This window comes from Streptomyces sp. NPDC104831, from assembly GCF_055583025.1.
In genome coordinates this window covers 15,362-39,480 of the sequence record NZ_JBVJOT010000067.1, presented here as the reverse complement: position 1 = coordinate 39,480, position 24,119 = coordinate 15,362, and the positions used below count along the sequence as shown (strand labels likewise).

Below are 24,119 nucleotides of genomic sequence, written 5' to 3'. Positions count from 1 at the left end.
CCCACCCCCCCCCCCCCCCCCCCCCCCCCCCCCCCCCCCCCCCCCCCCCCCCCCCCCCCCCCCCCCCCCCCCCCCCCCCCCCCCCCCCCCCCCCCACTCCGGCACACCCACACCCATCGAGATGGAGGCCCGACGTGCCCGACGTGCCCGACGTGTTCATCGACTCCTTCGGCGCCCGCTGGCAGGACCCGCCGCCGCCCCGCTACCGCGCCGCCGTCCTCGGCATCAACCTCACCAACGCCTTGCTGAACCCGCCGGACGACCCCGCCTTGGCCGACGTCGTCACCCGTCAGACCGGCCAGGACGCCGGCGTACGCGACTACGTCCTGGCGACGCCGGGCGCGGCACGCATCATCAACGACGCCGTACACGAACTCACCGCGCTCCGCGCCGCCGCGCACGACCGCCCCGTCCAGCTCCTGGTGAACTGCTGGTACGGACGCCACCGCGCACCCGCCATCGCCGACGCCATCGGCCACCGGATGCGAGAGGCCGGCGCCCACGTACAGGTCACCCACCACCACATCACCCGGCCGCCGGTCCCCCGCAAACACCCGCGGCCCGACTGCCCGTTCTGCCGGATCATCCACGACGGCGCCACGGCGCAGATCGTCCGCGAGTGGGCCGACGCCCTCGCGATCGTGCCCCGCAGCGGCGGCTGCACCGACGGCCACCTCCTGGTCCTCCCCCGCGGACACGTCGCCGACTTCACGACCGACCCGGTCGTCTCAGCCACCGTTCAACTCCGCGCCGCCGAGCTCGCTCAGGCACTCGGCGGCCAGTGGAACTACCTCACCAGCTGCGGCCCCGACGCCACCCAGACCGTCTTCCACCTCCACGGCCACCTCGTCCCACGCCGCGTCGGCGACAACCTCGCGCTGCCGTGGACTCGCTCCATCATGCGCGGCGCCTTCTAACGGCACCCGCACCCGGGCCACGGCTGCGACTACGAGTGGGATGAGGCGTGGCGGATGGTGTGGGCGTCGGTCACCGAGCCCGGCGCTGCGCCGATCATTGCCATGCGGCACCCGGCCGCCCCAAAGGCTGCCGTCGGCATCCCCAACTCCGATGAAGGCGCACCTGCAACCTGAGTGGCCTGATCCTCACGAGCTGCAAACAACGGCCCGCACTCCCGCGTCCACCGCAGCGGGGGAGTGCGGGCCGGTTGGCGTTTGGATGCAGGGAGTGCCCTCTTTACGGCGTAAAGAAGCCGCCGCACCAGACGGCTCGAGTGTGAACCCTGGCGGTCGATCTCACGGGAGTGGTCGACTCGCGGGTGCGCTTCGCCCAACCTGACTCGAGGCGTGCCTTGCCTTCGCTGGGGCGGTTGAGTAGGTGACGTGCACGGCATGCGCCCGATCTTTACGGCGTAAAGAAGCCGCCGCACCAGGCGGCTTGGGCGTGAACCCTGACGGTCGATCTCACGGGAGTGGTCGACTCGCGCTTGCCGAGTCCGGAGCCGTGCGCAACACCGCGGCGGGCGATCATCGGTTTGACGCCGCGTTACGACAGCAGACGGCGATACTTGCCGAAGCCGTAGCCGCAGTCGGCGTACAGACGCCGCGGCCTGGTGCGGGGCGACCTGGCAGTCCCCGGATCGGTGGCACTGCGTCCAGCAAGGGCAGGAGCTGGGTGACGTCGTGACGGTTCCCGCCGGTGAGCGTGACGGCGAGCGGGGCGCCATGGCGATCGACGATCAGATGGTGCTTGGAGCCGGGACGGGCTCGGTCGACCGGTGACGGGCCGACATGGGCCCCCCTTTGAGAGCCCGGACGTGCGATCCGTCTACGGCACAGTCGTCCAGTTCCAGCAGGTCGGCGCGGCGCATTTCGGTCAGCAGTGCGACGTGAAGGCGGGGCCGGACGCCGGCCTCGGTCCAGTCCCGCAGACGCTAGGCGGTTACCCCAGAGCAGCCCACGACTTCGCTTGGTGCGTCTCGCCAGGACACGCCCTTGCGCAGGACGTAGACGATGCCGGCCAGGGCGACCCGGTCCGGCACCGGGAGCCGTCCAGGATGGTGGTACCGCCGCGGGCGCACCGGCAGTAGCGGGGCTATCCGATCCCAGGGATCATCAGGGACGAAGTTCAGGGTCACGAGGCCGAAGCTGGCCAGAGAACCTGGTTGAGCACGCCGAGGCGGATCGACATACTCCCCGGGTGAACAACGCAGGGAGCGAGACCAATGAGCAGGGCTGGAATGGACCCTGGCCGGGTACGCACAGATCGGTTCGAGGGCGTCCTTCCTGCCCGGCGCCGGTGAGGATCTGGATGCCGTCTGCAACGTCGACGTAGAGGTACGGCTGGAGGCAGACGGTTCCCGCTGGAGTGCGACCGTGTTCACGCTCGCCGAGGTCGAACGCCTGATGAAGGGGTGGTCCCAGACAGGCGAGGAGCTGGGCGGCCGTTACTTCTGGTGCTCTGACGGGCTAGTAGTTCGGGGCCCCGGCGTCGACAACATGACCCGGGTACTTGCCGACCTGCTCAACGCCGGTGACCTCACGCAGATACTTCAGCGAATCGACGACGAGTGACCGTCCCAATCTCAATCTGAAACGATCAGTGAGTAGCCGACGTGCACGGCATGCGCCCGTTCTTTACGGCGTAAAGAAGTGGCGGCTCCAGGCGGCTTGGGTGTGGCCCCTGGCGGTCGACCTCACGGGAGTGGTTGACTCGCGGATGCACCCCGCCCAATCCGACTCGAGGCGTGCCTTGCTTGCGCTGGGGCGGTTGAGTAGCCGACGTTCACGGCATGCGCCCGCTCTTTACGGCGTAAAGAGCGGGGCCTGAGGTGGATGACGGCGAGCGCTCGCTAAGCTCCAGCCGTAGAACGTCACGAGTACCACCCCCAGGAGAAGTGAATGGCCGGCGCGCAGAACGAGCTGTCCGTAGCAGAGCGGCGCAGGCTGCGGGAGGAAGAACGCCGACGGGCGGCCGGGGTCGGACAGGCGGCGCCTGCCGGGCCCGAGGTGGCCATCAGCGAACTCGCGAACAACCCCCGCAACGCGCGTGAAGAGCTCGAAGGTCTTGAAGGTCTCGCGCACACCTACAACGAGAGCGGTGTCCTCCAGTCGCTCGCCGTCATCCCGGCCGACGTCTTCAAGGCGGCCTTTCCGGAGAACGCGCACGAGGTCGGCGACGCACGGTATGTGGTCATCGGAGGTAACCGGCGCCTGGCGGCAGCACGCCTCGCGGGCCTGAAGCAGCTGCCGATCCTCGTCAATCAGAAGGCGACGACCCGCAAGGCCATCCTGATTGCGGCGGCCACCGAGAACGTTGCCCGTCAAGAGCTGAAGCCGTTCGAGGAACTGGCGACGATCGAAGAGCTCAAGGCTGAACTCGGCACCTATGATGCTGTGGCCCAGGCGCTCGGGAAGTCCGCAGGCTGGGTCTCGCAGCGGCGTCGGCTGCACAACCTCCAGCCGGAGGTTCGCAAGGCCCTTGAGGAGCGCGCCGAAGGCATGACGATCGAGCTGGCCCGCGACCTTGGCAAGATCAAGGACCCGGAGCAGCAGTTGGCCGCCTGGAAGAAGGAGAAGGCTCTGGCGACGGCCCGAGCCGCGGAGCCCGGGAGCGGCAAGGCCGCGGCGGGGAAGCCCAAGGCCGCGAAGAAGCTACCCAAGCAGAGCGGCGACTCGACAGGCAATGAGCCGGACGCGGCGACGAAGGAACGCCGGGATGCGTGCGCGGCCGCCGTCGCAGCCTTTGAGGGTGATGCCTCCCGGCTGCATATTATTGCTCTGCAACTGCCGACCGAGCCTGACGAAGCCGTTGCGCTTGCTTCTCAGTGGCTGGGTGAAGCCGGCATAGGAGCTTCCGCCCTCAGTCTCCCCTCCCTCACCGGAGACGAGGGACACGAGCGTCAGACCAGGGCCGCCCTAGCTCTATCGCTCGCTCATTGCGAGATCCACCTGTCCAACGCCGGCCCGGACGACCCCGAACACGCTCGCGCCTACTTGGACTGGCTGGCGACGCATGCCGACTATGAGGCACCCGACGCGGCCCACGCCCTCACCGCATAACACCAGGACCCTCAGTGACTACAGATATGCACACCATCCCCGAAGACGCCGGACTCAAGACGCGAGTGCTGGTGGCCACCAACGGTTCGGCAGGCTCCGGCAAGTCGACGTTCTCCGGCGCTGTCGCCTACGCCGCGGCTAAGCACGAGAAGAAGGTCTGCGTCATCGGCCTCGACAAGCAGCGCGACGTCTCCCGGCTGCTGGGGTACGACGATCCAGACGCTGATCCGAACCTCCCCACGCTCTACGACGTCATCGACAAGCTGTTCACCCTCGCTGAGGCAGTCGTACCCGCTCGGAACAGCAAGACGAAGCAGGTCATCCCGAACCTGTGGGTCGTGCTCGAATCCAAGAAGCTCGACACGCTGGAGTTCAAGCTCGCCGGCGAGACCGCACGGGAGCTGTGGCTGCACCGGATCCTCGGAGAGCTGCGCGGCCGCTTCGACCTGATCATCATCGACTGCCCCGGAGACGTGAAGCTCGCCACCGTCGGGGCACTCATCGCCGGGGACGAAGTCGTCGGCTGCACCAAGTCTCAGGAGAAGGAAGCCCGGGGGCTCACCGAGCTGGAAGACAAGATCGCTGACCTGGCGGCCGCCTACGGGCACATCGGAATGCCCACAGGGGTCGACTGGGTGGTGATCACCGAGGGGGTCAAGCACAGTTCGCAGGGCAAGGTCTACAAGGACATGGAGGACCAGCTCCGCGAGGCGTACGAGGACATCGTGCTGGAGACGGTACGGGCCGACGTACGGGTCCCGGAGGCGTACACCGCTGCTCAGCCGGTGACCCTCTACAACCCCTCTACCGTGGCTGCCGAGGCGTACACGAAGATCGGCCGCCAGATGGAGCTGTACCGCTAAATCTTTACGGCGTAAACCTCGCTCTGATCATGATCGCTGCCCCGGGATGACCGGGGGAGCGGTCGCTCGCGTCCAACTGTCTCGCATGCCGAGCGGGTGCCCGGCTAAGAGGCATGGTCGTCTCGTACTCTGCCGCTGCGGCTCGGTAACGTCCCTGCTGGGTAACACGTTGGCCTCACGTGCAAGGGGCAGCGCATCAGGTTGCTGCATGGATTGCGGCGTTCTCGATCCTCAGCACCGTCGAGAAGCCCGCAAGTCGTCCACTTCCGCAGCTCGGCCCCGAACAGCTTTCACCGGGACGGTGGCTGCGGGCGTGGTCTGTGCGCGCTGAGGCTCACCGAGGGCGCGGAGGTGTCCAAGCGTCAGCTGCTGTTTGGCGAGGGCCGGCGCCCGGACGCGGACCGGATCGAGCGTGGCGTCCTGGACGACGGCGTCGGCGCGGCCACGGCCCGCCGACTGACCGTGCTGGGTAGCCGATCGCGGAGGTCGAGGTTGGCGGCCAGACTCCGGTGCTCGGCATGGACTTCACCTTCCGGCCGCAGGCGTAGCTGGTCGTGCTGTGGACGTTGGGTGACGCCACCCCGGTGTCGCTCCGGTGGTGGATCAGCCCCGCTCAAGGCATATCGTCACGGGAGGCCAGCCGATACGAGCGCGCCCGGGTCGCCGGCTTTGCCGTGCAGAACACGATCCGCGACGCCCGCATTCGATCCGTCACCACCACCGCCACCGAAGCGAGGACCTCGGCCGTCTCTGCACCCGTCGATCACCGCGACCGCGAGGGCGAGACGGCGTCCGCTCCCCACGCCGTCGACCATCCAGGCCGGGAGGCCCACATCATCCGATGGCCTCCACCTATTGGTTCTTCTCCGCCACTCCGTGGCGTTCACTCCCTGGGGGAGTCACAGACCATCCCCGCGCCCGCAGGGATGGTCCCTGGCCGTTGTATGTGCGGTTGCGGTGTGGCCGGGCGGGGTGCCGTCGCCGTTCGGCGTTGTATCGGCGATGTCGACGGCCCCCTCCATGTCGCCTGCGGTCGGCGGTTCAGCGCGGCGCTCCTGCGTCTTGCGGCGGAAACCCTCATAGAGGGGACTGGCTGCCCCGAACCTATCGACCCGCCGAGTCACGGACCCGCCGTGGCAAAGTCGCGGGTAGGCTGCGGCGGTGCGCACGGTCGAGCTCTTGTTGGATGAGGCGGCAGAGCTGGCGGTTCGGCAGGCCTGGCGGCAGCTGGCGGAGGCGGGGTTACCCAGTCAGGCGCGTCATCGTTCACCGACCAACAGCCCGCACCTCACCCTGGCCGCTTGCCCGGAGCTGACTGCCCCGATCCGCTGGGAGCTCGCCGAGGTGGCCGCCTCCCTGCCGCTACCGGTGCGGTTCACTGGTGTGGTCCGTTTCGAGCGGCCCACTTCGGTGCTTGCCTGGGCGCTGGACCTCGACTCCGCGCTGGCCGGCTTGCATCGCCGAGTGTGGGAGGCGGTGGTCTCGGACAGCCCGCCCGGGACCCTCAACCCCTTCCATGAACCTGGGCGCTGGAGCCCGCACATCACCCTCGGGCGGTCCCGGCGGGCCGGTGCATTCGCCGGCCGGCGGGTCTGCGAACTGCTGCCGACGCCCCCGCTGTCGGTCCGGCTCGTCACCCTGCGCAGCTACGACACCGAGACCGGTGCCCTGGAGGTGCTGGAGCCCCACCCCTGAGCAACCCGGTCGGCCCTCCGGGGCTGGCCCGGAGCTTGGCGATGACCGGAGCTGAACCGATGCCGACCGGGGAGGGACCCACCAGGGTGGGGGTTGCCGGAGGCTTCGCTGGGGCGGTCGGCACTGGCGTGCGAGATACCTGTGGCCGGCCCGTAGACGGCTGCCTACATGGTGGGCGCGGTCGGAAATACGGAGGCAGGGTCAGCGGTGCCTCCGACGGTGGTCGACGAACAGCACCTCCACCGCCGCGTGTACACCAACCGGTCAGGTCTCCCGGGCTGCGCGCACCAAAGTGAAGCCCACGTGGTTGAGCCGGCCTGTGGCTGCCGCCTCGACCGCCTCGATGCCGCACTACGCGAGGCGCTACTCGCTTCGTATCGGTAAGGAGGGAGAGGTGACCTGACGGGAGCAATTGCAAATCATTCGCTGGTATCGGCGTGTCCGTCTGCAGTGAAGTGTTTCGCGTCAACTGCCCCTTATTCGTTGGTCGCTGGAGGCGGCGGAGCCCTAAGGTGGCGGTGCCTGCCGCGGCAGCGGTCTGCAACACGGCGCGGCCGTGCATAGCGGCGGGGAAGGGGGACAGTTTCTTTGAACAGGACAACAAAGCGGCTGTTAGCGGGGGCCTTCGCGGGCTGTGTACTGGCCGGGGGCGTGGTGGGCGAGGCCGTGGCCGAGCCGGCACCGGTGAAGCAGACTCTGCGCGTCACCGAGCTGGGGCCCGTCAAGACCGTCCGGATCGAGGCCTCCGGGGCGAGTTGCCGGATCGGCTACATCACCATCACCCGCACCAGCATGTGCCTCGACGTCGCCGCCCGCGTGGACCTGCTCCGCAACGGCCGGCCCGTCGGCTCCGCCGACTTCGAGATCAAGCACTCCATGGGCCTGAAGTCGAGCAAGCTTAAGTGGGGCGAGAGCTTCACCCTCGGCAAGGCCACGCTCGTCAACGCCTCCGGCATCAAAGTCAACGTGACCGTCGGTGCCGGCAAAGCGGTGAAGACCAGCGTCAAGTTCCCCCAGGGATCCACTCTGGGCCCCGTCCGCAAAGGCACCGTCAGCTACACGGCCACGGTGAAGAAGAAAAAGACGCTGACCGCCCCGGCGTCCTACCGCTTCACCTTCACCAAGCCCGGCTACACGGGCGGCGACATCAGCTACAAGTCCGCGAAGTTCCGCTGCGACGACACCTTCTGGGCGCGCAACAACCGCCAGCGCGTGAAGAACCCGGGCTGCGTTTTCCCCGGCTACGCCCCCACCTTCAGCCTCTCGCGCACCGACGCGAAGGTGAAGGAGTCCGCCCGGCACATCGCCGACGCGCAGCGGGCCATCACCGGGCACCCCGGCGCCTCCACACCGCTGCACCGCATCACCGACAAGACGACCATCGACAAGCACCGCACCGCCATGTGCGGCCGCATCAGCGCACCCCAGGGCAAGGACTGCGACGAGTACCCGTTCGCGGCCACCAAGGAAGGCGGAAACTCCCGCCGCGGCAGCATCCGCGTCATCTCCGCCAGCGACAACCGCACCGCCGGCGCCCGGCTGGGCGGCTTCTACAAGAGCCAGCGAGTCCTGAACGGCGACGCCTACTATGTGGGCATCAAGTAGGACTGCCGTAGCTCACCGATGAACCGGGTGCCGCCCCCGCCACCAGGGGCGGCACCCAGCGCCGTACACAGGGGAAGACGAGACGGAGTTGAACACGGCGTGACCACCGAAACCCAGGACCTCTACGTCCAAGACCACGAGCTCCTCATCGACCCCGTGGCCGAAGGCGTCATGGAGTTCCCCGAACACTCCACCCTCACCAACGGCCTCATCGGCTTCCACAAAGACTTCGGCACCCTCCTGACCGGCTGCGAACGCGGCTACGCCCGCGTCACCGTCGAGACCCACACCAAGCAGCCGCCGCTGGACACAGACGGCTGGGACGACGTCCTGGACCTCTCCGCCGACCTCCCCCGGGGCCGCGCCTTCGTCGCCAGCTACGACACGGCACTCACCACCAACCTCGCCTTCGACGGCCCCGGCACCTACCGGATCCGCATCCACGCCCGGGGCCGCGCCGATGTGAAAGACGCCGCCCTGCCCCGCAAGCCCCGCCCTTCCAAGGCCACCCCGCCGGCAGAGACCTACCTCGTACAGGTGTGGAAAGCCCCCACAGCCCCCGAGCAGACCCACAAGAGCAGCTCCCACACCACCCTGCCCGCAGCCGACTACACCGGCACCCGCACCTCGCCCTACCAGCCAGCCGCCGACGCCCCCGAAATCCACGGTGAGGACGGCGGGATCGTCCTCGTCCGCACCTGCTTCACCGACCCCCAGGCCTGGCACCGCCTGGTGGACTTCATCGACCACGGTGGCGAGGACGACGGTGCCATCGACGTCACCCCCATCGACAACCCCGCCTACGACGGACTGACCGAAGACCAGCTACGCACCCTGATCGGCCGTGACGATGACGACTGGCCCCATCACAGCGTCCTGCTCGTCGCCGACCAACAGGCCCTCGCCTCACCCGACCTGCCCCTCCTCGCCGTGGACAACCCGCCCGGTGAACCCGCACCCTCCTTCCGCATCCCGCGGCAGCACCTGGAAAGCTTCGTGATCAACATCGATCTGGGGAACACCGACTTCCGCGAGTGGTCCCGCGATGCGGGCGACGACGGCGTCTACCGCCAACCCGCCGAAGACGCATAGACGGCAAACGGCGGCAGGACGCATCCCCCCCCCGGCCCTGCCGGAAGCAAGATGCCGGGGGAGGGCGCAGCGCGACGGACTCTGCGCGCAAAAGGGCAGGGTCGTAAGCCGGAGAGGTGTGGCAGTCGGCGGCGTAGGGGGTGATGCCACTCAACCGGGTGAACAACCCAGGCCCGGATACACCGGGCACCATTCACGGGCGTCGACCAGAGCATGAAGCCGATCAGGGACGAACACGTCACGGAACCAGGGCTCGTCGTCGTAGACGTCGCGGCCGCAGACGACGCCACCGCTTTCGCCTTCCAGAAGGCGCTCGCCGGACGCTGGGCGACGGCGACAGACGACCGGACCACCAGGACACCCGGCGAGCAGGGCGTCCGGCTGCGCTGCTACCTCGACCTGCGCCAGGAGCTTCCCGCCGCGGCGGCCCCGCCTACGGAGCCGACCGTGGCGTAGGGCTCACGGCGAGGCGTCGTCCTCGCCGAACAGCGGCACCCGCGTCACGTCGACGTCCGTGCGGATGCGGTGCGGCCGGACGGGGTGCCGCCACCGCCCAGCACTGTCCCGGGCGACATCGACAGCCACCTCCAGCACCACCTCGGGCTCCACCAGCACCGCGTCGAGCGTGCGCTGCGTCCCCCAGCCCGCCGAGAACGTCCACCCCTGCCACGGGTGCGTACCCATCGGCAGGGCCAGCCTGTCGGCCAGGGCGCGGCCGACGGCCTGGGAGAGAGTGGTGCTGCGCCCGGTGTACCGAAGGCGGCCCGCTGTGTCGTAGCGGCCCAGCAACACGGTGCGGGGTGCCGTGAGGGAGCCGGTGACGGCACCGATGACGGCCTCGGTCGTGATCCGCACCTTGTACTTCCGCCACGACCGGGTCGGACGGTACGGCTCATCGAGCCGTTTGAAGCACAGTCCCTCCAGCCCGGCCGCCGTCCACTCCAGCCACTCCCTCGCTACGGCAGGGTCGGTGGTAGACGGGCACAGCGTCAGCGGTGCCTCCAGGCGGTGGCCGGCGAACAGCGCCTCCAGCGCCGCGCGCCGCCGCTCGTACGGCCAGCTGGTCAGGTCGGTGTCGCCTTGGTGCACCAGGTCGAAGGCGACGTAGTGCGCCGGCCACTGGCGCGCCGCCTCAAGGGCCCCGGTCCCGCGCCGGGCGAGGCGCTGCTGAAGCCGCTCGAACGCAAGCCGGCCGGACTCCCACACCACCAGCTCGCCGTCCAGGCCGGTGTCCGCGGGCAACCGGGCGAGGGCCGCCTCCCGGATCTCGGGGAACGAGCCGGTCATGTCGGTTCCCTGCCTCGAGCGCAGCAGTACCCGGCCGTTCGTGTGCACGGCGAGCTGGGCTCGGAAGCCGTCCCACTTCGGCTCGGCGGCCCACCCGGCGGGCAGAACTGGGCTGTCCACGGCCACGGTCAGCATCGGCTCGGGCAAGGACCAGGTCATGGGTGATGCCTTCCCCGTCGGCCGCCAGGAGCACGGTGCGCACCAGCCCGGTCACCTGCCAGTCGGCCGGGTCGAGGCCGTGCCTATTCGAGGAGGCCGAGGGCGGTGTCGGGCCGGCAGTGGTCGCAGGCCGGGACGTGCTGGAGCAGGGCGTCGCGTGCCTGCTGCCGGGTGGCGGGGGCGGCACCGGCCGCTCCTGGCGGCCACCCAGCAGTCACCGGTGTGCACGGCGTCGACGTTGGAGCGGTTCAGGCCGTACTGGATCAGCCACTGCGCTGGCTCCGGCTGACGCTCCTGGCCCCGGCGCCGCTCGGTCTGGCGCTGTTCCTCCTCGGCGATCCACCGGTCGATGAGGGCCAGCTGCAGTGCCGCCTGCTGCTCGACGACGCGCCGGGTAAAGCGCAGCGCGTCCAGACGCGAGAGCGGCTGCTCACCACCGCTCACCTGCTCCTCCCAAGCCTGTCGGGTCTCCGCTTGCCCATAAATTCGAACAAGTGCTCTAGTTGGATTATGCGCCGAGTCGACCACCTCACCGACACCCAGGAGCGCATCCTGCGCTGTATCCGCCGGCACATCGCTGACCACGGTGAAGCGCCGACGGTGCGGCAGATCGGGGATGCGGTCGGCATGCGCAGCCGGGCCTCGGTGCACTACCAGCTGGTCGAGCTGGAGGCGAAGTGTGCGATCGTTCGCGAGCCGGGCCGCACCCGTGGGATCCGCCTCGCATGAGCGGCCCCGGCCGCTACCACCTGCTGCTCACCGTGGACGGCCGGCCGGTGCGGCACGGCTGGTGGCACCGGGAGGAGACGGCGCGGGACAAGTTCCGGCGCTGGATCCGCGAGCGCGGCGGCAGACCGGGCACTCGCATCGTCCTCCTCGATGAGGAGACCGATGCTGTACTGGCCGACTGGCCCGACCGGCAATAGCCCCGGCACCGGGCGTGCGGGTCACTCGCCGGCGGCGTCGTCCTCGGGCTCCGGGTGCCGAACAGCCTTCTTCACAGCTTGCTCCAGCTCGTACCGGCTCGTCTGGCTGGTGGAGGCGTGTTCGGTGACGGCCGCCTGGAAGGCGGCGGAGGCCTCGCGCCACCGGCGCAGCTGGGCGGCATAGTCGTCACCGGTGAGGCCGGCGAGCCGGGCCCGCTCCTGCTCGGCGGAGCGCTCCAGGCTGATCAGCTCGTCGGGGATCTCATGCACGGCCATGGATCGTAAGCGACACCGGTACTGCGTCGGCGGTTGCCTCACCGGCTGATCGGGTCTAGCAGCGGCTGGAGAGCGGCGTCCCCCCTGGCCGGCGCCCGCACCCGGCCCGTACCGCCGAACTGGATCAGGAGGCACTGTGAGCTGCGAGGGGGGAAGGGAGGACACCAGCGGTGTGGTGGGCGTCCCGCGCCCGCAGCGCGCGAGAACCGATGGTCAGGTGTGCTCGTCCGGCTTCCCTCTGTCACCGGCGAGCGGCGTGCGGCATTCTCGTGCCCATGCGATCCGAGGGCTCAGGAGAGGCAGGCGACGCCAGCAGGCGTAGACGCCGCCGGGCGTGGGTTGTGGTCGCGGGGGTTGTCGCGGCTGTCGGGCTCACGCTCGCGAAATGGGTTCGAGTGGGTGGTGGGGCGGACGCCGAACAGGTACTGGGAGCCATCGGGACTAGCGTGGGACTGGTCGTCGGTGTGGCGTCGCTGTACATGTCGTGGCTCGGCTACCGGGCAGACCGGCGGGAGCACGCTGATGGTCTCGACCTGGCAGCCACGGCCGACGAACTGGCACGGGCGGTGGGTGCCCAGTGGCAGGCGGAGGCGAGTTTGCGTCGCCTTGATGACCCGTACCCGCTGCCGGTTCCCTGGCGACCCGCCTGCGCCAGTCTGGTGGACCCCTGGCACCTGCTCGTCCGAACGGCCAGCGGCGCCGTCGCCGACCGGACCAGGCTGCCACCCGCGTGGGCTCATGGCCCCGAGGGCTTGGCCGGCAGCGACGCCGAGGTCGTCGAGGTCTTCACCGACCGCGTACCGGGCAGGCGCCTGCTGATCCTCGGCGAACCGGGCGCGGGCAAGACGATGTTGCTCCTGCGCCTCCTGCTGGGCCTGATCCGGACACGGCAGCCGGGCACACCCGTCCCGGTCATCTTCCCCCTGGCCTCCTGGGACCCTGACCATCAGGAACTCAGCGCATGGCTGGCCGATCGCCTCGCCACCGACTACCCGGGCCTGGCCGGACCGGCCCCCGCCCTGGCCACCAACGGCCAAAGCCGACCCACATCACGGGCCCGCGCGCTGCTGGACCAACACCTGGTCATTCCCCTGCTCGACGGAATCGACGAACTGCCTCCGCGCACCCGCCCAGTGGTCCTGGACGCCGTCAACCGTGCCCTGCCTCCCGGCACCCCACTCGTCCTGACCAGCCGCACCGACGAGTACCGGGCCGCCGTCAGTGGGCCCGCCGGCGCTGGCGTTCCCGTACGCCTCACCGCAGCAGCCGGCATCGAACTCGAATCCGTGGACCCCGGCGAGGCCGCCGCCTACCTGCGCCGCGACGCCGGCGGCGACGGCACCTCGTCCGCCGAGCGCTGGCAGCCCGTGCTCCGTCTCCTGCCCACCGGCACCCCTGTCGGCCGGGCCCTTGCTACACCCCTGACGCTGTTCCTGGCCCGGACGGTCTACAACCCGCGCCCCGGCGAACGCCCCACGACGCTTCCCGACCCGGCGGAGCTGTGCGACACCACCCGCTTCCCCACCGCCGCCGCTGTCCGTGACCGGCTCTTCGACGGCTTCCTCCCCGCCGTCTACCGCCCGCTGCCCGGTCACCACCCGCGGTGGACGAGCCGTCAGGCCCGCCGAGCGCTCACCTTCCTGGCCCGGCACCTGGAGGACGGCCTGCACGGCAGCACGGACTTCGCCTGGTGGCAGCTGCGGCTGACGGTGCCCGAAGCCACCCGACGGCTGCTGACGGGTGCGGCCCTCGGCACGGCGATGACCGCGCTGACGCTGCTGGGCACCGGCCTCGTCATCCTCGCATCCCTCACCGTGGACCCCGAGGGTGACGTGTTGCTGATATTCGACTGGCCGCCTTTCCCGCTCCTCCTCAAGGGCGCGTTCCCCAGCTGGGCTCCGCGTTGGGAATACGCCGAGGTGTGCGCCGCCTACCTACCCGTCGGGTGGCTCCTCAGCCAGCTTTTCCGACTCCGGCAACGAGACATCCCCGCAGTACAGGGCCGTTGGTCCTGGAACCGCAACTCCCTTTTGCTGGGGCTGGGGACCGGCCTACTCGTGGGGATGGTGCTCAACGTGCTCCTCGACCGGGTGGCCGGCGTCGGCTGGGGTGCCGCAGCGGGACTCGTCTCCTGGCTGATCACTACATGGAGCGCATCACCAGCAGACCTGACCTCAGTGACGAGTCCCCGGCAACTGCTCCGACAGGACCACAAAGCCTTCTGGACCTTCGTGCGCACCGGCGCCCTCCTCGGACTCCTGACCGGGCTCCTCCTAGGGGTCCTCCTCGGCATCCTGAACTGGGACCTGTGGGAATTGGATCTCACCGATCAACTGGTTCACAACACCATCTTCTGCTGCTGCATCGGGCTGTGGAGCGGGCTCGTGCTCGGCCTGGCCGCAGCTATCCACCGCACCGCCACGGGGGAATTCGCCCTGACCCGCCTGTACCTGGCTGTCCGCAACCGCGACACCCTGCCACGCCACCTGATGGCCTTCCTGGCGGACGCCCACCAGGTGCGGGGCGTCCTGAGACAGGCCGGACCCATCTACCAGTTCCGTCACGTCGACCTGCAACGACATCTAGCCCGGCGGAGCTGAGGTCTCACAATCCCGATGCGCAGCCTGCTCCTGATGCACCAGCTGGTCGAGTTGGAGACGAAGTCCGCGATCGTCCGCGAGCCGGGACGCACCCGGGTGATCCGCCTTCCATCAGCGGCCCCGGCCGCTACCGCCTGCTGCTCACGACGCACGGTCGACCTGGCCGCCTGGCCTGACCAGCGGTAGCTGCGGCGGCCATTGAGGTCACTCGCTGGCCGCGCCGACGTCCGGCACCCGGAGCCGGACGACGCACGTCGCCGGTTCCCCGCACCAGCCGATCGAGGGCCGCTCCTTCAGGCGATCAGTCGGTTGTCGGCCTGGACCGACATCCGACTGGGCTGCTCAGCAAAGCGGCCGACATCCACGCCTGCGCGGAACCGGACCCGCCCGAAGCACCCGCAGGCCGTCTCCCGTATCCCCTGGCCGGGTAAAGGCGATGGTTTCCCGGGCGCGTCGCACGGCCGCCGCTACGAAGAGCACGACCAGTGATCTTCGAAGGGACCTTGTCGTGCGCTCCGCCCGGCCCCCCCTCTCGCCGCCGCACTCGCGGCCTTGCTCCTGCCCACAACCGCGCACTCCGCCCCGGCCGCCGGCATCACCGGGCGCGCCCCGGGCCGGACCGTCACCCTCCCGGTAGGCGATGCCCTGGCCGCTCTGCCCGTCCTCGCCGAGGACCGCACCGGGTAGGAGCGCACCAAGTTCAAGCACTGGGTCGACGCGGACAAGGACGGCTGCACCACCCGGGCCGAGGTGCTGAAGGCCGAGGCCGTGATCGCGCCCGAGCAGGGTGCGCGCTGCGCGCTGAGTGGGGGTGAGTGGTACAGCCCGTACGACGACCGCTACCTCCAGGGCCCGCGCGGCCTGGACATCGACCACCTGGTCCCGCTCGCCGAGGCCTGGGACTCCGGCGCATCCGCCTGGTCGCCGGCGGAACGGGAAGCCTACGCCAACGACCTGGGCGACGCGCGGGCGTTGATCGCGGTGTCGGCCGCGTCGAACCGGTCGAAGGCGGACCAGGACCCGGCGACGTGACTGCCGCCGGCCGCCGGCTACCGCTGCCAGTACGTCACCGACTGGGTCGCCGACAAGACGCGCTGGGGCCTGAGCATCGACACCGTCGAGGAGGCCGCCCTCTCACAGATCCTGAGCCACTGCCCCAACGCGCCGGTCATCGTCACCCTCGCCAGGTAGGGCCGGGTCGTTGCGGCCCAAGGCACCAGCTCAGCCTGGATAGTGATGTGGTCAGTCCTGCACCGGCAGGTCGGTGGTGTAGTCCGCGAGGAGGCCGGAGCGGTTCGCGGCGTACTCGGCGCGCGCTTGGAGGTCTTCCTCGCCGATGGTGGGGTGGACGGGTGGTGTGGCCGGTGCGGGCCAGAGCTGGATCAGGTGCCGTTCACCGTGGTCGCCGATGCCGGGTTCGGGATCGTCAGCGTGGCAGTACAGACGCATCCGGATCCAGCGGTCCGGGCCGGGAGTGGGGTGCAGATGCAGGGGCGGTTCCTCCTGCGGCCATGCGTCCGTGACGTCGCCGGGGTCGACCGTGGCGAGGTGCACACGGTCGGTCTCGGCCAGCAGGCTGATCTCTTCCGCGGGTTCCCAGGCGCTGTCCGTCTCGGGGCCGGGCCGGCTGTCGTGGATCTGCAGGGTGAGCTGCAGGGGTCCGGTGTCGGTGGTGGTCAGGACGATGGCGCTGGCGGCGCCGGCGGGTTCGCAGCGCCAGCCGTAGGGGATCTCGTTGGGGTAGTCGTCGTGTTCGGTGAACCCGATGAGGTATCCGCTCTCGCCGAGGTCGACGGTGAACTCCGCTTCGTGGACCAGCATGAACAAGCTCCCGTTTCACAGCCGAGGTGCCCCTGCCCGAGGCGGCCGGGAAGGAGCACCTGTGGTCTAGCACAAGGTGGTGCGGCGGTTCAGACGATCACGAAGAAGGGGTCGTGGTCCATGACGTGGTACGCGCGGCGCCAGGTGGTGATGGTCCCGCCCTGGCTGTCGTTCTCCGCCTTCCTCACCCACGTGATGGTGCGCTCCTTGGCCGGCAGGTGGGTGCCGCCCTCGTAGGTGGAGGCGAAGGGGTACTCGTCGCAGGAGGTGCGGCCCGCGCGCTTCATGTCGGCCGGCGGGTTCTTCGGACACACGGCGACCCGGTTCTTGTCTTCATCCGCTTCAGGATGACCAGCGTCCCGGGCCACCCGATCAGCGCGTACCGGCCGAGCGAGGCTGCTTTCTGCCCGGCCCGTATGCCAGCAGCAGTTCCTCAAGGAGTTCGCGGGGCTGCTCTACGAACCTCTGGGCGCCGGATGTGCCCCTCGTGTTCCTCGCAGCGCACTGCGTTCACGGCGACGACCACGGCGATGACCAGGAACTCCCCGTCCGGCCGGTGCCGCTCACCGGGCGCGGCCAGGGCCCACGGGAGGCTGAGGCGTTCCGCTCCCGCCAGGATGTCCTTGGCGTCGAGCGCTGGATCCGGTTCCTCCACCAGAGTCTCTTGCTGGGCGGGGAAGAAGCCGGCTGCTGGAGGCGGGCAAGGAGCATGCGCCGGGGGCGGCACGCCCACGCTGGCCGGTGGCCGTGGTGTCGGCAATGCGCAGCAGGTGGCTGGTGACGTCGCGGACTGCGACGTGCCGGCCGTCCTCGAAGCGCTGCTCCAACCCGTGCTGTGCTCCTCTCGGAGACCCGGGCCGGGCCGAGGGGGCCGCCCCGGCCCTCGGGTTTTTGTTGACACCTGAGTCATGGCCGGTACCGGTGGCTGTTCCGGTTCCGGCGGCGGAGGGACTGGCGGGGCTCCGCTGACACGTCTTCTACCTTGAGGGACAGAAAAAACTCCGCCCGCTTTGTGGCCGGGCCGCGGACACGCTGCAGCTCAGCCTTTTTGTTGACACGCTTGTGGATCTCCGAAGGGGCGGACGCGGGCGCGCGGCGGGTGCACGGAGGGGTGACGAAGTCTGCGCGGGCGCACTACGATTCGCGAATTTATAGCATATGTCCTTTTTTGCTGACTCCTTTTGATCACTTGTTACCGCTTACGTGCGCAGCCCCTCGGTGTGACTGTCCACGGGATGGCGGGCACCGACGCCCGTGGTCGTCACTTTCCGACATCGAAGCGCTGCTGGACGTAGTAGCGTCCTCCTCCCGGCATCTTCTGCCGGACACCAAAGACCCCGGCGCCGATTGGTTGGTAGCCCGTGCGCCGGGGTCTTGTCGCTCTCAACGCCCGCCCAGAAGAAGGGAGATCCCGATGCCTCTGCGCCGACGCCGAACCCGTTTCCCCGCGGCTGCAATTGCACCCGCCCGGAAATCGAGTCGTGACCGTATCATCCCGCAGCGGTACTCGCCTCAAACCCCGGTCTGGCATGTCAAGGCTGTCACGCTCCGCGGGAGCCTTCCCGTCGCCGCGATCGGCCTCCCGCTGCTCGCGTTCCCCGACGCCTTGCCGCCGCATCGACTGCCCGCCGCTGCCCTCTTCCTGACGGCCGCTCACGGGTCTGTGCTGGTCCGTCGCTGGATCTGGCGCCGCTGACCTGATCACCGGCAGGGGCGCGAGTTCACGCTCGCCCCCCTGCCGGCCCCCAGCTCCGTCCGGCCGTCCGCGGCCGGACGGCCGGTACAGATACCCGTCCAGCACCCCTGAAGAGGTGTCCCCTTGTCCACCCGTTCCAGCAACCAGACGGTTGACGGCATCCCGCGGCCCACTCGCCCCGCATCACCGGCCGACCCCGCTCTCGCCACCCGTATGACCGAAGTCGTCCGCGACCTCGCCGAGGACTGCATCACGGTCTCCGGGACCCTGTTGCTCAGCGCCGACGGTGCGGCCACGCCGAACACCGAACTCCTCCAGGACCTCGTCACCCTCCGAGGCCTGGTCGACGAAGCGATCGGGGCCGTCGTCGTCCGCCAGCGTGCCCAGGGCAAGTCGCTCGCCGACCTCGCACCGATCGCCGGACTCACCGTGGACCGGCTGCGCAAGAAGTACAACCCGCACTCCGTCGACCGTGCCCTGGCCACACGCGGGCGGCCCAAGGCGGCCCATGCCCCCGGCAGCACCGCAGCCACCGACGTCCCGGACCTGCGCGGGGCAGGCCGGCGCCTGCTCTGCGCCCTCGAACGGATGAAGGACGAATCCAGCCGCAGCCAGCGGCAGATCGCCAAACTGATGGGGGTCGACGAGTCCTACGTCTCCCGTTTGTTCTCCGGGCAGCGCCCCCTTTCCTGGACGCACGTCAAGGCCATCTGCGAGGCGTGCGGAACCGACCCGGAGCTGATGAAGCCGCTGTGGGAAGTAGCCGCCAACGTCCAGCCCTCAGAAAACGAGGACCCCGTCCGCTACCTGCACACCTACCTGCGGGGCCTGCACTACGCGGCCGGCTCGCCGGCCCCCGGGGCCACCACCCGGCACTGCATCAGCGCCGACGACCTCCACCGGGCCCTGCACGGCCCCGGCGTCCCCGACTGGCCGGTGATCCACCGGCTCGCCCTCGCCCTGCAGAGCCTGCCCAACATCGCCAGGCTCCTGTGGCGCCGCGCGCAGCGGGCCGCCGAAGAAGACACCACCTTCAGCTGATCTCTGCGCATCGTCCACACAAGGGGGGAAGGACCATGAAGCCCACGCCGCCCGCCGCGGCCGTACTCACCACCACCTTCTACGCCTTCTACGACCTGCACCGCCCGGCCTACCACGCCTATGCCGCAGCCCGCCTCCCACACGAGGAAGCCCAGCTCAGCGTCACCCAGCTCTTCGACCTCATCGCCAGCAACTGGACCTGGGTCATGACCAGGAAATGCCCCTCGGCCTGGGCCTGGGAAGAACACACCCGGGCCGTCGCCCGCCGCTGCGGCCGCACCCCCTCTCCGGCCGAGGACACCGCACTCCTCCACGACGACCTCCGTATGAGCATCGACCGCATCGCCACTGTCACCGGCACCGACCCCGCCCAAGTCACCGCCCTCCTGGCCGCCGCCCGCCGTACCCGTCAAACCCGCCAACAGGCCAGCCCCAGAACCACACAGTGCCGCCGGCAGTCCCTGCGGCCCGCCCGAACCAAGGGGTGCGACCAGCCGGACGACACCGCCCCTACCAGCCGCCCGAAGGCCGCCTCATCGAACAGCCGCCTGGACAGACCATCCGCATGAGCAATCCCCTGCCGGCCTCGACCGCCCAGGAGGTGCTGCCCTGGTACGCGGGCCCGATGGCCGAGCTGGACGCCGTCATCGACGCACCCACGGGCCCCGCGGGCGGCCTCTACGACAACACGCTGTCAGCGAGGGCCGCGGGGACGTGCTCGTGTACGTCCCGGCCACCGAGCCCGTGCCAGACCTCGGACGCGTCCACGGCACCGAGCTCCCGCCCGCCGAGCTCCCGCCCGCGGCGGTCACCGTGCACCCGGGGTCCCACGACACCATCGACGTCACCCACGGCGAGCCGGGCAGATGGGTCGCCGGCCACGCCCTCGCCGTGGCCGGGCCGGGCCGGTGCGCGAGACCCACATCGTGGGCCCACGCGACACCCCGGCCGCCGAGGAGTGGCGCATCGAGATCGGTTGGCCGGTGCTCCGGGTTGCCGGTGCCGGCCCCCGCCCGGTCTGAGTCCCACCCCTGAGCGGCGGCTGCGGCTTCCTGCGCCGGCATGCCCCGGCCCGGGACATGCCGGGAGGTGTGAGCAACGCGCAGCGCGCCGCCGACGCCCCGGCGAACGCACATGCGGGGTTCCGGGCGGGTACATAGCCTGGTTGTAGGTTATCGCCGCACGTGTCATGTGCCGGTCCTGTGACCTGGGCATTCTCACGGCGTCTCAGGAGATGTCGGCCGCCGGATTCTCAATCTCCGTGTCATTTCCTCAGAGCACCCGTTCGATGCGGGCCGCTGACCTGCGACATGACGCCGGGCTGAGACTGCGGCGGAGAAGATGACACGGGATTTGAGAACCTACACTGGTGGTGCTCGGGGTGAGTGGGAGAGGTGTGTCGTGCCCCGCACGATCTGGTCCGGTGCGATCACTTTCGGCCTGGTCACGGTGCCGATCAACGTGGTCGGCGCGTCGGAGGACCACAGCATCCACTTCCACCAGTACCACCTGCCTGACCAGGGCCGGGTCCGCTACCGCAAGGTGTGCGAGCTCGAGGACCGCGAGGTCCCCCAGGACGAGATCGGCAAGGGCTTCGAGCTGACGAAGACGCAGGTCGTCCCCATCACGGACGAGGACCTGAGCAATCTGCCGCTGCCGACGGCGAAGGCGATCGAGATCGACGCGTTCGTGCCGCTGGAGTCGGTCGACCCGATCCGGATCGCCGAGGGGTACTACCTCCAGCCCTCTGGCCAGGTCGCGGCCAAGCCGTACAAGCTGCTGGTCAAAGCCCTCTCCCGCTCGGCGAAGGTGGCCGTCGCGAAGTACGCCTGGTCCGGCCGCGAACGTCTCGGGCTGCTGCGGGTCCGCGACGACGTCCTGGTCCTGCACGCCATGCGCTGGCCCGACGAGATCCGCGACCCCACCGAGCTCCTGCCCCCGCCCACCGAGGTCTCCGAGGACGAGATCACCGGCGCGCTCGCCCTCATGGACACCATGACCATCGACCGGCTGGAAGGCCCCGAGTTCACCGACCGCTACACCGAGGCGATCGCCCAGATCATCGAGGCGAAGCGGGAGGACAAGCCGCTCCCCGCGGTGGAGGAGCCGGAGCGGCCGGCCCAGGTGCTGGATCTGATGGCCGCTCTGCAGGAGTCGGTGTCCAAGGCGAAGGCATCCCGCGGCGACGCCGGTCCGGCCGAGGTGCACGAGCTACCACAGCCGAAGAAGAAGACGGCCGCGAAGAAGCGGCCGGCCAAGCAGACCGGGGCGAAGAAGACGGCGGGCCGCCGGCCGCGCAGCGCCTGAGCCCGGCGACGCGGTCCACGACATCGGGGACCGACACCTCACAGCCTTGCTCACGGCTGGTTGAGGATGTTGTGGCCGCCGATGCGCCGCCAGACGATGTGCTTCTCGCCAGGGCGGTGCTCGGGTCCGTACTCCCATGTGGCGCGTCCTGCGGGGCCGGTGCCCATGGACCAGGTGAGCGTGTAGATGCCGTGCGCCTGCCGGGCGCGCTTGACGCGCAGGCCGGGACGGAAGCGGCCTGTGCGGAGGTCGGGGACGAAGGCGTCCCGGACGACGTGGTGGAAGCGCCGGCGCTGGGCGGGAGTGAGGTGCTGGAGGTCGGTGGTGAAGCGGGGGAGGGTCTCGAAGGTGGGCACGGTGGTCTCCTCCGGGCAGCACGACGAAGCCCCCGGCGGGTGCCGGGGGCTGGTGTAGGCGGTGCTCGTTTCTTGGCGTGGGGTGATGCTCAGTGGCGCTTGTCGGTGTTGTCCGGGTCGTGGTGTGAGGGCTGCCGGAGAGCGATGACATTGGCGTCCGGCCCGGGGCCGCGTCCCGCCCGGCGGGACGCGGCAAAGAAAGTCCGGCCGCTGCTCCCGTCTGGCGGGACGTACCGCTGACCGGTCTTTTCTTGCAGGTCAGAGAGCCGTGTGGCGTGGTCTGCATGACAGTGGAATCAGGGTGATCCGGGCCGGTCAGATGTACCGCTACTACCTCCGCGAGACCGTGGTCGGTGACGGCCGCCGCCCGGCGCGCACGCCGCTGCGCGTCGCCCAGGAACAGGCCGGTGTCCCGGTCGGGCGCTGGATGGGCCGGGGGCTTGCCGTGCTCGGGCTGGCGGCGTGTGAGGAGGTCACCGAGGCGCAGCTGCGGAATCTGTTCGGTGAGCGGGGCCGGCACCCGTACGCGGACCGGATTGAGGCCGAGCGGCTCGCCGAGGGCGACTCCCCGAAGAAGGCGTTCAAGGCCGGCGCCCTGGGACGCCGGGTGACGGTCACGGGTGTCGACTTCGTGTTCCGGCCGCAGCCGACGATCTACCTCCTGTGGGCGCTGGGGGATGAGGAGACGCGGCGGGTGATCGAGGCCGCGCACGAGTACGCGATCGAGCGGGTGCTGGAGTGGATCGAGGACGAGGTCGCGGTGATCCGGTACGGCAAGGACGGCATCTACCGGGTGAGGCCGCCCGGCGGTCTGGTCGCCGCCCGCTTCCGCCACTACGAGGCGCGCTCCGGGCGGCCCTTGCTCCATGACCATCTGCTGCTGTCCGTGAAGGGGCAGCGCCTGGACGGGAAGTGGGGCTCGGTCCACACCACGGCCCTGCACGAGAACACGGTGGCGGCGTCCGCGCTCTACAACGAGATCGTGGCCGCGGAGGTCTGCGAGCCGTTGGGGCTGGCGACCGAGCCGCGCACCGTCACGCCGGGGCGCCGGCCGGTGATGGAGAGAGCTGGAGGAGGAGTACGTCATCGCCGTCGACGATGACGGCGAGCTGAAGTTCCTGCCCGTGGTCTCGGAGCGGGCCCGCGCCAAGATGAACCAGATGGCCGCCCGCAAGACCCGCCCGTCCAAGCGGAAGACCCGGCCGCTCGCGCAGCTGCGTGTCTGGTGGAAGGTGAGCGCGATCCTCACCTCCAAGGTCGCCGCCGACGTCATCACCTCCCTCCTCGAGGACGCCCGCGCCGCGGCCGCCGCGATCCGGGCCCGGGTCGCGGCCGTGGTCGACGTCGCCCTGGCGGCCGTCGACGTCGCCGCGACGGTGTTCGTGATGAACGAGGGCGGGCGCTTCCACCGCCGGCACCTGCTCGCCGAGGCCCGCCGCCATCTCGCCCTCGTCCTGCGCGGCCGCCGCCGCGACCCCGGCCTGGACAACCAGGTGGTGGCCGCCGCCATCACCACCCACTGCCTGGACATCACCGAGCCGAAGACCGTACGCGGCCGAGAGGCCGCCTACCGCCTCTACACCGCCCGGTGGTCCCTGGCCGACCTCCCCGCCCGCCGGCCAGCCACCCCCGCGCCCGACCCGGACCGGCAACCCCCGGCTGATCCCGGCGAGCCGCCCGCGCCCCGGCCCCCGGGCCAGGATGCGGGGGAGTGGGAGATCCCGCGCATCCCGCTCCAGTACGAGCGCGCCGTCCTCGCCGGCGCCGTGGTGCGCGAGAACCTGCGCACCACCACCGCCACCGCCGTGCGGGGCCGGGCGTACGACGTCGTCGCCCACCAGCAGGCGGCGATGCCCGAGCAGATGCTCGCGCTCGAGCCGGCCGACCCCGAGCCCCACGACCAGGTGCAGAAGGCCGGTCGCGGGGAGGCCATCGACATGACGGCGCTGCGGGCCCTGCGGGAATCCTGCACGGACGTGGAAGCTCTCGATCTCACCGCTGACCGGCTGCGCCGCCTCCAGGACGCGTTCGCCAAGGTGGGCGACGACTCCCGCGCCCGCTCGGACCGCGTCCGCGCGAACCGCTACACCGGACAGGACGACGACATCGGCGCGGTGCGCCCGGTGCGCCCGGACGACCAGCAGACGCACCGCCCACCACATCCCGGACCGCACCGAGGCCGGGAGGCCGGCCACTGAGTGGACCCGATGGTGCTCACCCGGTGCGGTGTTGCGCACCGACGACGCCCGCGTCCCCCACCGAGTGAAGTCCACCGTCCGGGAGTGGACGACACCATGCTCGGCATCCACTCCACCGAGTGGAGCCACCGGGTGGAAGTGGACGACATCGGCGGGAGTGGGGGCATCGCCATCATGA

Annotated in this window: 23 protein-coding genes and 3 pseudogenes; 18 read left to right on the top strand and 8 right to left on the bottom strand. The window is 70.1% G+C overall.

Annotated elements, in window-relative coordinates:
- The first annotated feature begins 134 nt into the window (after nucleotides 1–134).
- Nucleotides 135–917 carry an HIT family protein gene (locus ACZ63H_RS33025; protein ID WP_469871448.1) on the top strand — a complete coding sequence of 261 codons (783 nt, stop codon included), beginning with the start codon at nucleotides 135–137 and terminating at the stop codon, nucleotides 915–917.
- A gap of 481 nt (nucleotides 918–1,398) precedes the next feature.
- Here the strand turns inward: ACZ63H_RS33025 and ACZ63H_RS33020 are convergent.
- A pseudogene (locus tag ACZ63H_RS33020) lies at nucleotides 1,399–2,095 on the bottom strand (IS5 family transposase); the annotation flags it as partial.
- Between the two features lie 62 nt (nucleotides 2,096–2,157).
- Between ACZ63H_RS33020 and ACZ63H_RS33015 the strand changes: the two are divergent.
- The 7 genes and pseudogenes from ACZ63H_RS33015 (at nucleotide 2,158) to ACZ63H_RS32985 (ending at nucleotide 9,730) form a co-directional block, all read left to right on the top strand.
- Nucleotides 2,158–2,531: pseudogene (locus ACZ63H_RS33015) on the top strand (hypothetical protein).
- A 327-nt stretch (nucleotides 2,532–2,858) separates the two neighbouring features.
- Entirely contained in the window at nucleotides 2,859–4,019 is a 1,161-nt protein-coding gene (locus ACZ63H_RS33010; protein WP_467943177.1) for a ParB/RepB/Spo0J family partition protein, read from the top strand.
- 26 nt (nucleotides 4,020–4,045) lie between these two features.
- Nucleotides 4,046–4,882, top strand: a complete 837-nt coding sequence (locus tag ACZ63H_RS33005; RefSeq protein ID WP_469871446.1) for a ParA family protein — start codon at nucleotides 4,046–4,048, stop codon at nucleotides 4,880–4,882.
- A 1,161-nt stretch (nucleotides 4,883–6,043) separates the two neighbouring features.
- Nucleotides 6,044–6,577, top strand: a complete 534-nt coding sequence (locus ACZ63H_RS33000) for a 2'-5' RNA ligase family protein (RefSeq protein WP_469871444.1) — start codon at nucleotides 6,044–6,046, stop codon at nucleotides 6,575–6,577.
- A 588-nt stretch (nucleotides 6,578–7,165) separates the two neighbouring features.
- Complete coding sequence (locus ACZ63H_RS32995; protein ID WP_469871442.1) at nucleotides 7,166–8,182, top strand: NucA/NucB deoxyribonuclease domain-containing protein; 1,017 nt, start codon at nucleotides 7,166–7,168, stop codon at nucleotides 8,180–8,182.
- Nucleotides 8,183–8,281: 99 nt separating this feature from the next.
- Entirely contained in the window at nucleotides 8,282–9,274 is a 993-nt protein-coding gene (locus ACZ63H_RS32990; protein ID WP_469871441.1) for a DUF6924 domain-containing protein, read from the top strand.
- 213 nt (nucleotides 9,275–9,487) lie between these two features.
- On the top strand, nucleotides 9,488–9,730 hold the full coding sequence (locus ACZ63H_RS32985; RefSeq protein WP_469871439.1) for a DUF6207 family protein: 243 nt from the start codon (nucleotides 9,488–9,490) through the stop codon (nucleotides 9,728–9,730).
- A 3-nt stretch (nucleotides 9,731–9,733) separates the two neighbouring features.
- Here ACZ63H_RS32985 and ACZ63H_RS32980 read toward each other — a convergent pair whose 3' ends face one another.
- Nucleotides 9,734–10,720 (bottom strand): ATP-dependent DNA ligase, encoded by a 987-nt coding sequence (locus ACZ63H_RS32980; RefSeq protein ID WP_469871437.1) that lies wholly within the window; start codon nucleotides 10,718–10,720, stop codon nucleotides 9,734–9,736.
- Nucleotides 10,721–10,803: 83 nt separating this feature from the next.
- A complete protein-coding gene (locus ACZ63H_RS32975; RefSeq protein ID WP_469871435.1) occupies nucleotides 10,804–10,938 on the bottom strand; it encodes a DUF6233 domain-containing protein in 135 nt (44 codons plus the stop codon).
- 4 nt (nucleotides 10,939–10,942) lie between these two features.
- Between ACZ63H_RS32975 and ACZ63H_RS32970 the strand changes: the two genes are divergently transcribed.
- A complete protein-coding gene (locus ACZ63H_RS32970; RefSeq protein WP_469871433.1) occupies nucleotides 10,943–11,449 on the top strand; it encodes a LexA family protein in 507 nt (168 codons plus the stop codon).
- A complete protein-coding gene (locus ACZ63H_RS32965; RefSeq protein WP_469871431.1) occupies nucleotides 11,446–11,646 on the top strand; it encodes a hypothetical protein in 201 nt (66 codons plus the stop codon). Before ACZ63H_RS32970 ends, ACZ63H_RS32965 begins: the two co-directional genes overlap by 4 nt.
- 21 nt (nucleotides 11,647–11,667) lie before the next feature.
- Here ACZ63H_RS32965 and ACZ63H_RS32960 read toward each other — a convergent pair whose 3' ends face one another.
- On the bottom strand, nucleotides 11,668–11,922 hold the full coding sequence (locus tag ACZ63H_RS32960; protein WP_469871429.1) for a hypothetical protein: 255 nt from the start codon (nucleotides 11,920–11,922) through the stop codon (nucleotides 11,668–11,670).
- Between the two features lie 446 nt (nucleotides 11,923–12,368).
- On the opposite strand from ACZ63H_RS32960, the gene ACZ63H_RS32955 reads away from it, so the two are divergent.
- From ACZ63H_RS32955 to ACZ63H_RS32945, 3 genes and pseudogenes are all read left to right on the top strand, one after another.
- Nucleotides 12,369–14,522 (top strand): NACHT domain-containing protein, encoded by a 2,154-nt coding sequence (locus ACZ63H_RS32955; protein WP_469871427.1) that lies wholly within the window; start codon nucleotides 12,369–12,371, stop codon nucleotides 14,520–14,522.
- 15 nt (nucleotides 14,523–14,537) lie between these two features.
- On the top strand, nucleotides 14,538–14,708 hold the full coding sequence (locus ACZ63H_RS32950; protein ID WP_469871424.1) for a hypothetical protein: 171 nt from the start codon (nucleotides 14,538–14,540) through the stop codon (nucleotides 14,706–14,708).
- 366 nt (nucleotides 14,709–15,074) lie between these two features.
- Nucleotides 15,075–15,713 (top strand): annotated as a pseudogene (locus ACZ63H_RS32945) (HNH endonuclease family protein).
- 51 nt (nucleotides 15,714–15,764) lie between these two features.
- On the opposite strand, the gene ACZ63H_RS32940 reads toward ACZ63H_RS32945, so the two are convergent.
- The 3 genes from ACZ63H_RS32940 to ACZ63H_RS32930 form a co-directional block, all read right to left on the bottom strand.
- Nucleotides 15,765–16,343 carry a hypothetical protein gene (locus ACZ63H_RS32940; RefSeq protein WP_469871422.1) on the bottom strand — a complete coding sequence of 193 codons (579 nt, stop codon included), beginning with the start codon at nucleotides 16,341–16,343 and terminating at the stop codon, nucleotides 15,765–15,767.
- 89 nt (nucleotides 16,344–16,432) lie between these two features.
- Nucleotides 16,433–16,711, bottom strand: a complete 279-nt coding sequence (locus ACZ63H_RS32935; RefSeq protein ID WP_469871420.1) for a NucA/NucB deoxyribonuclease domain-containing protein — start codon at nucleotides 16,709–16,711, stop codon at nucleotides 16,433–16,435.
- 65 nt (nucleotides 16,712–16,776) lie between these two features.
- Nucleotides 16,777–16,998 carry a hypothetical protein gene (locus ACZ63H_RS32930; protein WP_469871418.1) on the bottom strand — a complete coding sequence of 74 codons (222 nt, stop codon included), beginning with the start codon at nucleotides 16,996–16,998 and terminating at the stop codon, nucleotides 16,777–16,779.
- Nucleotides 16,999–18,252: 1,254 nt separating this feature from the next.
- Between ACZ63H_RS32930 and ACZ63H_RS32925 the strand changes: the two genes are divergently transcribed.
- From ACZ63H_RS32925 to ku, 3 genes are all read left to right on the top strand, one after another.
- Nucleotides 18,253–19,080, top strand: coding sequence for a helix-turn-helix domain-containing protein (locus ACZ63H_RS32925; protein WP_469871416.1), 828 nt, complete (start codon nucleotides 18,253–18,255; stop codon nucleotides 19,078–19,080).
- 35 nt (nucleotides 19,081–19,115) lie between these two features.
- Complete coding sequence (locus ACZ63H_RS32920; protein WP_467943232.1) at nucleotides 19,116–19,649, top strand: hypothetical protein; 534 nt, start codon at nucleotides 19,116–19,118, stop codon at nucleotides 19,647–19,649.
- Between the two features lie 832 nt (nucleotides 19,650–20,481).
- Complete coding sequence (gene ku, locus ACZ63H_RS32915) at nucleotides 20,482–21,387, top strand: non-homologous end joining protein Ku (protein ID WP_469871413.1); 906 nt, start codon at nucleotides 20,482–20,484, stop codon at nucleotides 21,385–21,387.
- A 50-nt stretch (nucleotides 21,388–21,437) separates the two neighbouring features.
- Here the strand turns inward: ku and ACZ63H_RS32910 are convergent, their stop codons facing one another.
- The gene (locus ACZ63H_RS32910) at nucleotides 21,438–21,743 is read right to left on the bottom strand and encodes a hypothetical protein (RefSeq protein WP_467943239.1); all 306 of its coding nucleotides are present in this window, start codon (nucleotides 21,741–21,743) and stop codon (nucleotides 21,438–21,440) included.
- 301 nt (nucleotides 21,744–22,044) lie between these two features.
- Here ACZ63H_RS32910 and mobF point away from each other — a divergent pair, with 301 nt between their 5' ends.
- The gene (gene mobF / locus ACZ63H_RS32905) at nucleotides 22,045–22,845 is read left to right on the top strand and encodes a MobF family relaxase (protein ID WP_469871411.1); all 801 of its coding nucleotides are present in this window, start codon (nucleotides 22,045–22,047) and stop codon (nucleotides 22,843–22,845) included.
- A 22-nt stretch (nucleotides 22,846–22,867) separates the two neighbouring features.
- A complete protein-coding gene (locus ACZ63H_RS32900; RefSeq protein ID WP_469871409.1) occupies nucleotides 22,868–23,941 on the top strand; it encodes a hypothetical protein in 1,074 nt (357 codons plus the stop codon).
- Nucleotides 23,942–24,119 lie beyond the last annotated feature (178 nt).

What these genes read in the sequence shown, in the direction of transcription:
- ACZ63H_RS33010 (WP_467943177.1), top strand. Translation starts at nt 2,859, where the DNA reads ATGGCCGGCGCGCAGAACGAGCTGTCCGTAGCAGAGCGGCGCAGGCTG.
- ACZ63H_RS33005 (WP_469871446.1), top strand. Translation starts at nt 4,046, where the DNA reads ATGCACACCATCCCCGAAGACGCCGGACTCAAGACGCGAGTGCTGGTG.
- ACZ63H_RS32985 (WP_469871439.1), top strand. Translation starts at nt 9,488, where the DNA reads ATGAAGCCGATCAGGGACGAACACGTCACGGAACCAGGGCTCGTCGTC.
- ACZ63H_RS32980 (WP_469871437.1), bottom strand. Translation starts at nt 10,720, where the DNA reads ATGACCTGGTCCTTGCCCGAGCCGATGCTGACCGTGGCCGTGGACAGC.
- ACZ63H_RS32965 (WP_469871431.1), top strand. Translation starts at nt 11,446, where the DNA reads ATGAGCGGCCCCGGCCGCTACCACCTGCTGCTCACCGTGGACGGCCGG.
- ACZ63H_RS32960 (WP_469871429.1), bottom strand. Translation starts at nt 11,922, where the DNA reads ATGGCCGTGCATGAGATCCCCGACGAGCTGATCAGCCTGGAGCGCTCC.
- ACZ63H_RS32950 (WP_469871424.1), top strand. Translation starts at nt 14,538, where the DNA reads ATGCGCAGCCTGCTCCTGATGCACCAGCTGGTCGAGTTGGAGACGAAG.
- ACZ63H_RS32940 (WP_469871422.1), bottom strand. Translation starts at nt 16,343, where the DNA reads ATGCTGGTCCACGAAGCGGAGTTCACCGTCGACCTCGGCGAGAGCGGA.
- ACZ63H_RS32925 (WP_469871416.1), top strand. Translation starts at nt 18,253, where the DNA reads ATGACCGAAGTCGTCCGCGACCTCGCCGAGGACTGCATCACGGTCTCC.
- ACZ63H_RS32920 (WP_467943232.1), top strand. Translation starts at nt 19,116, where the DNA reads ATGAAGCCCACGCCGCCCGCCGCGGCCGTACTCACCACCACCTTCTAC.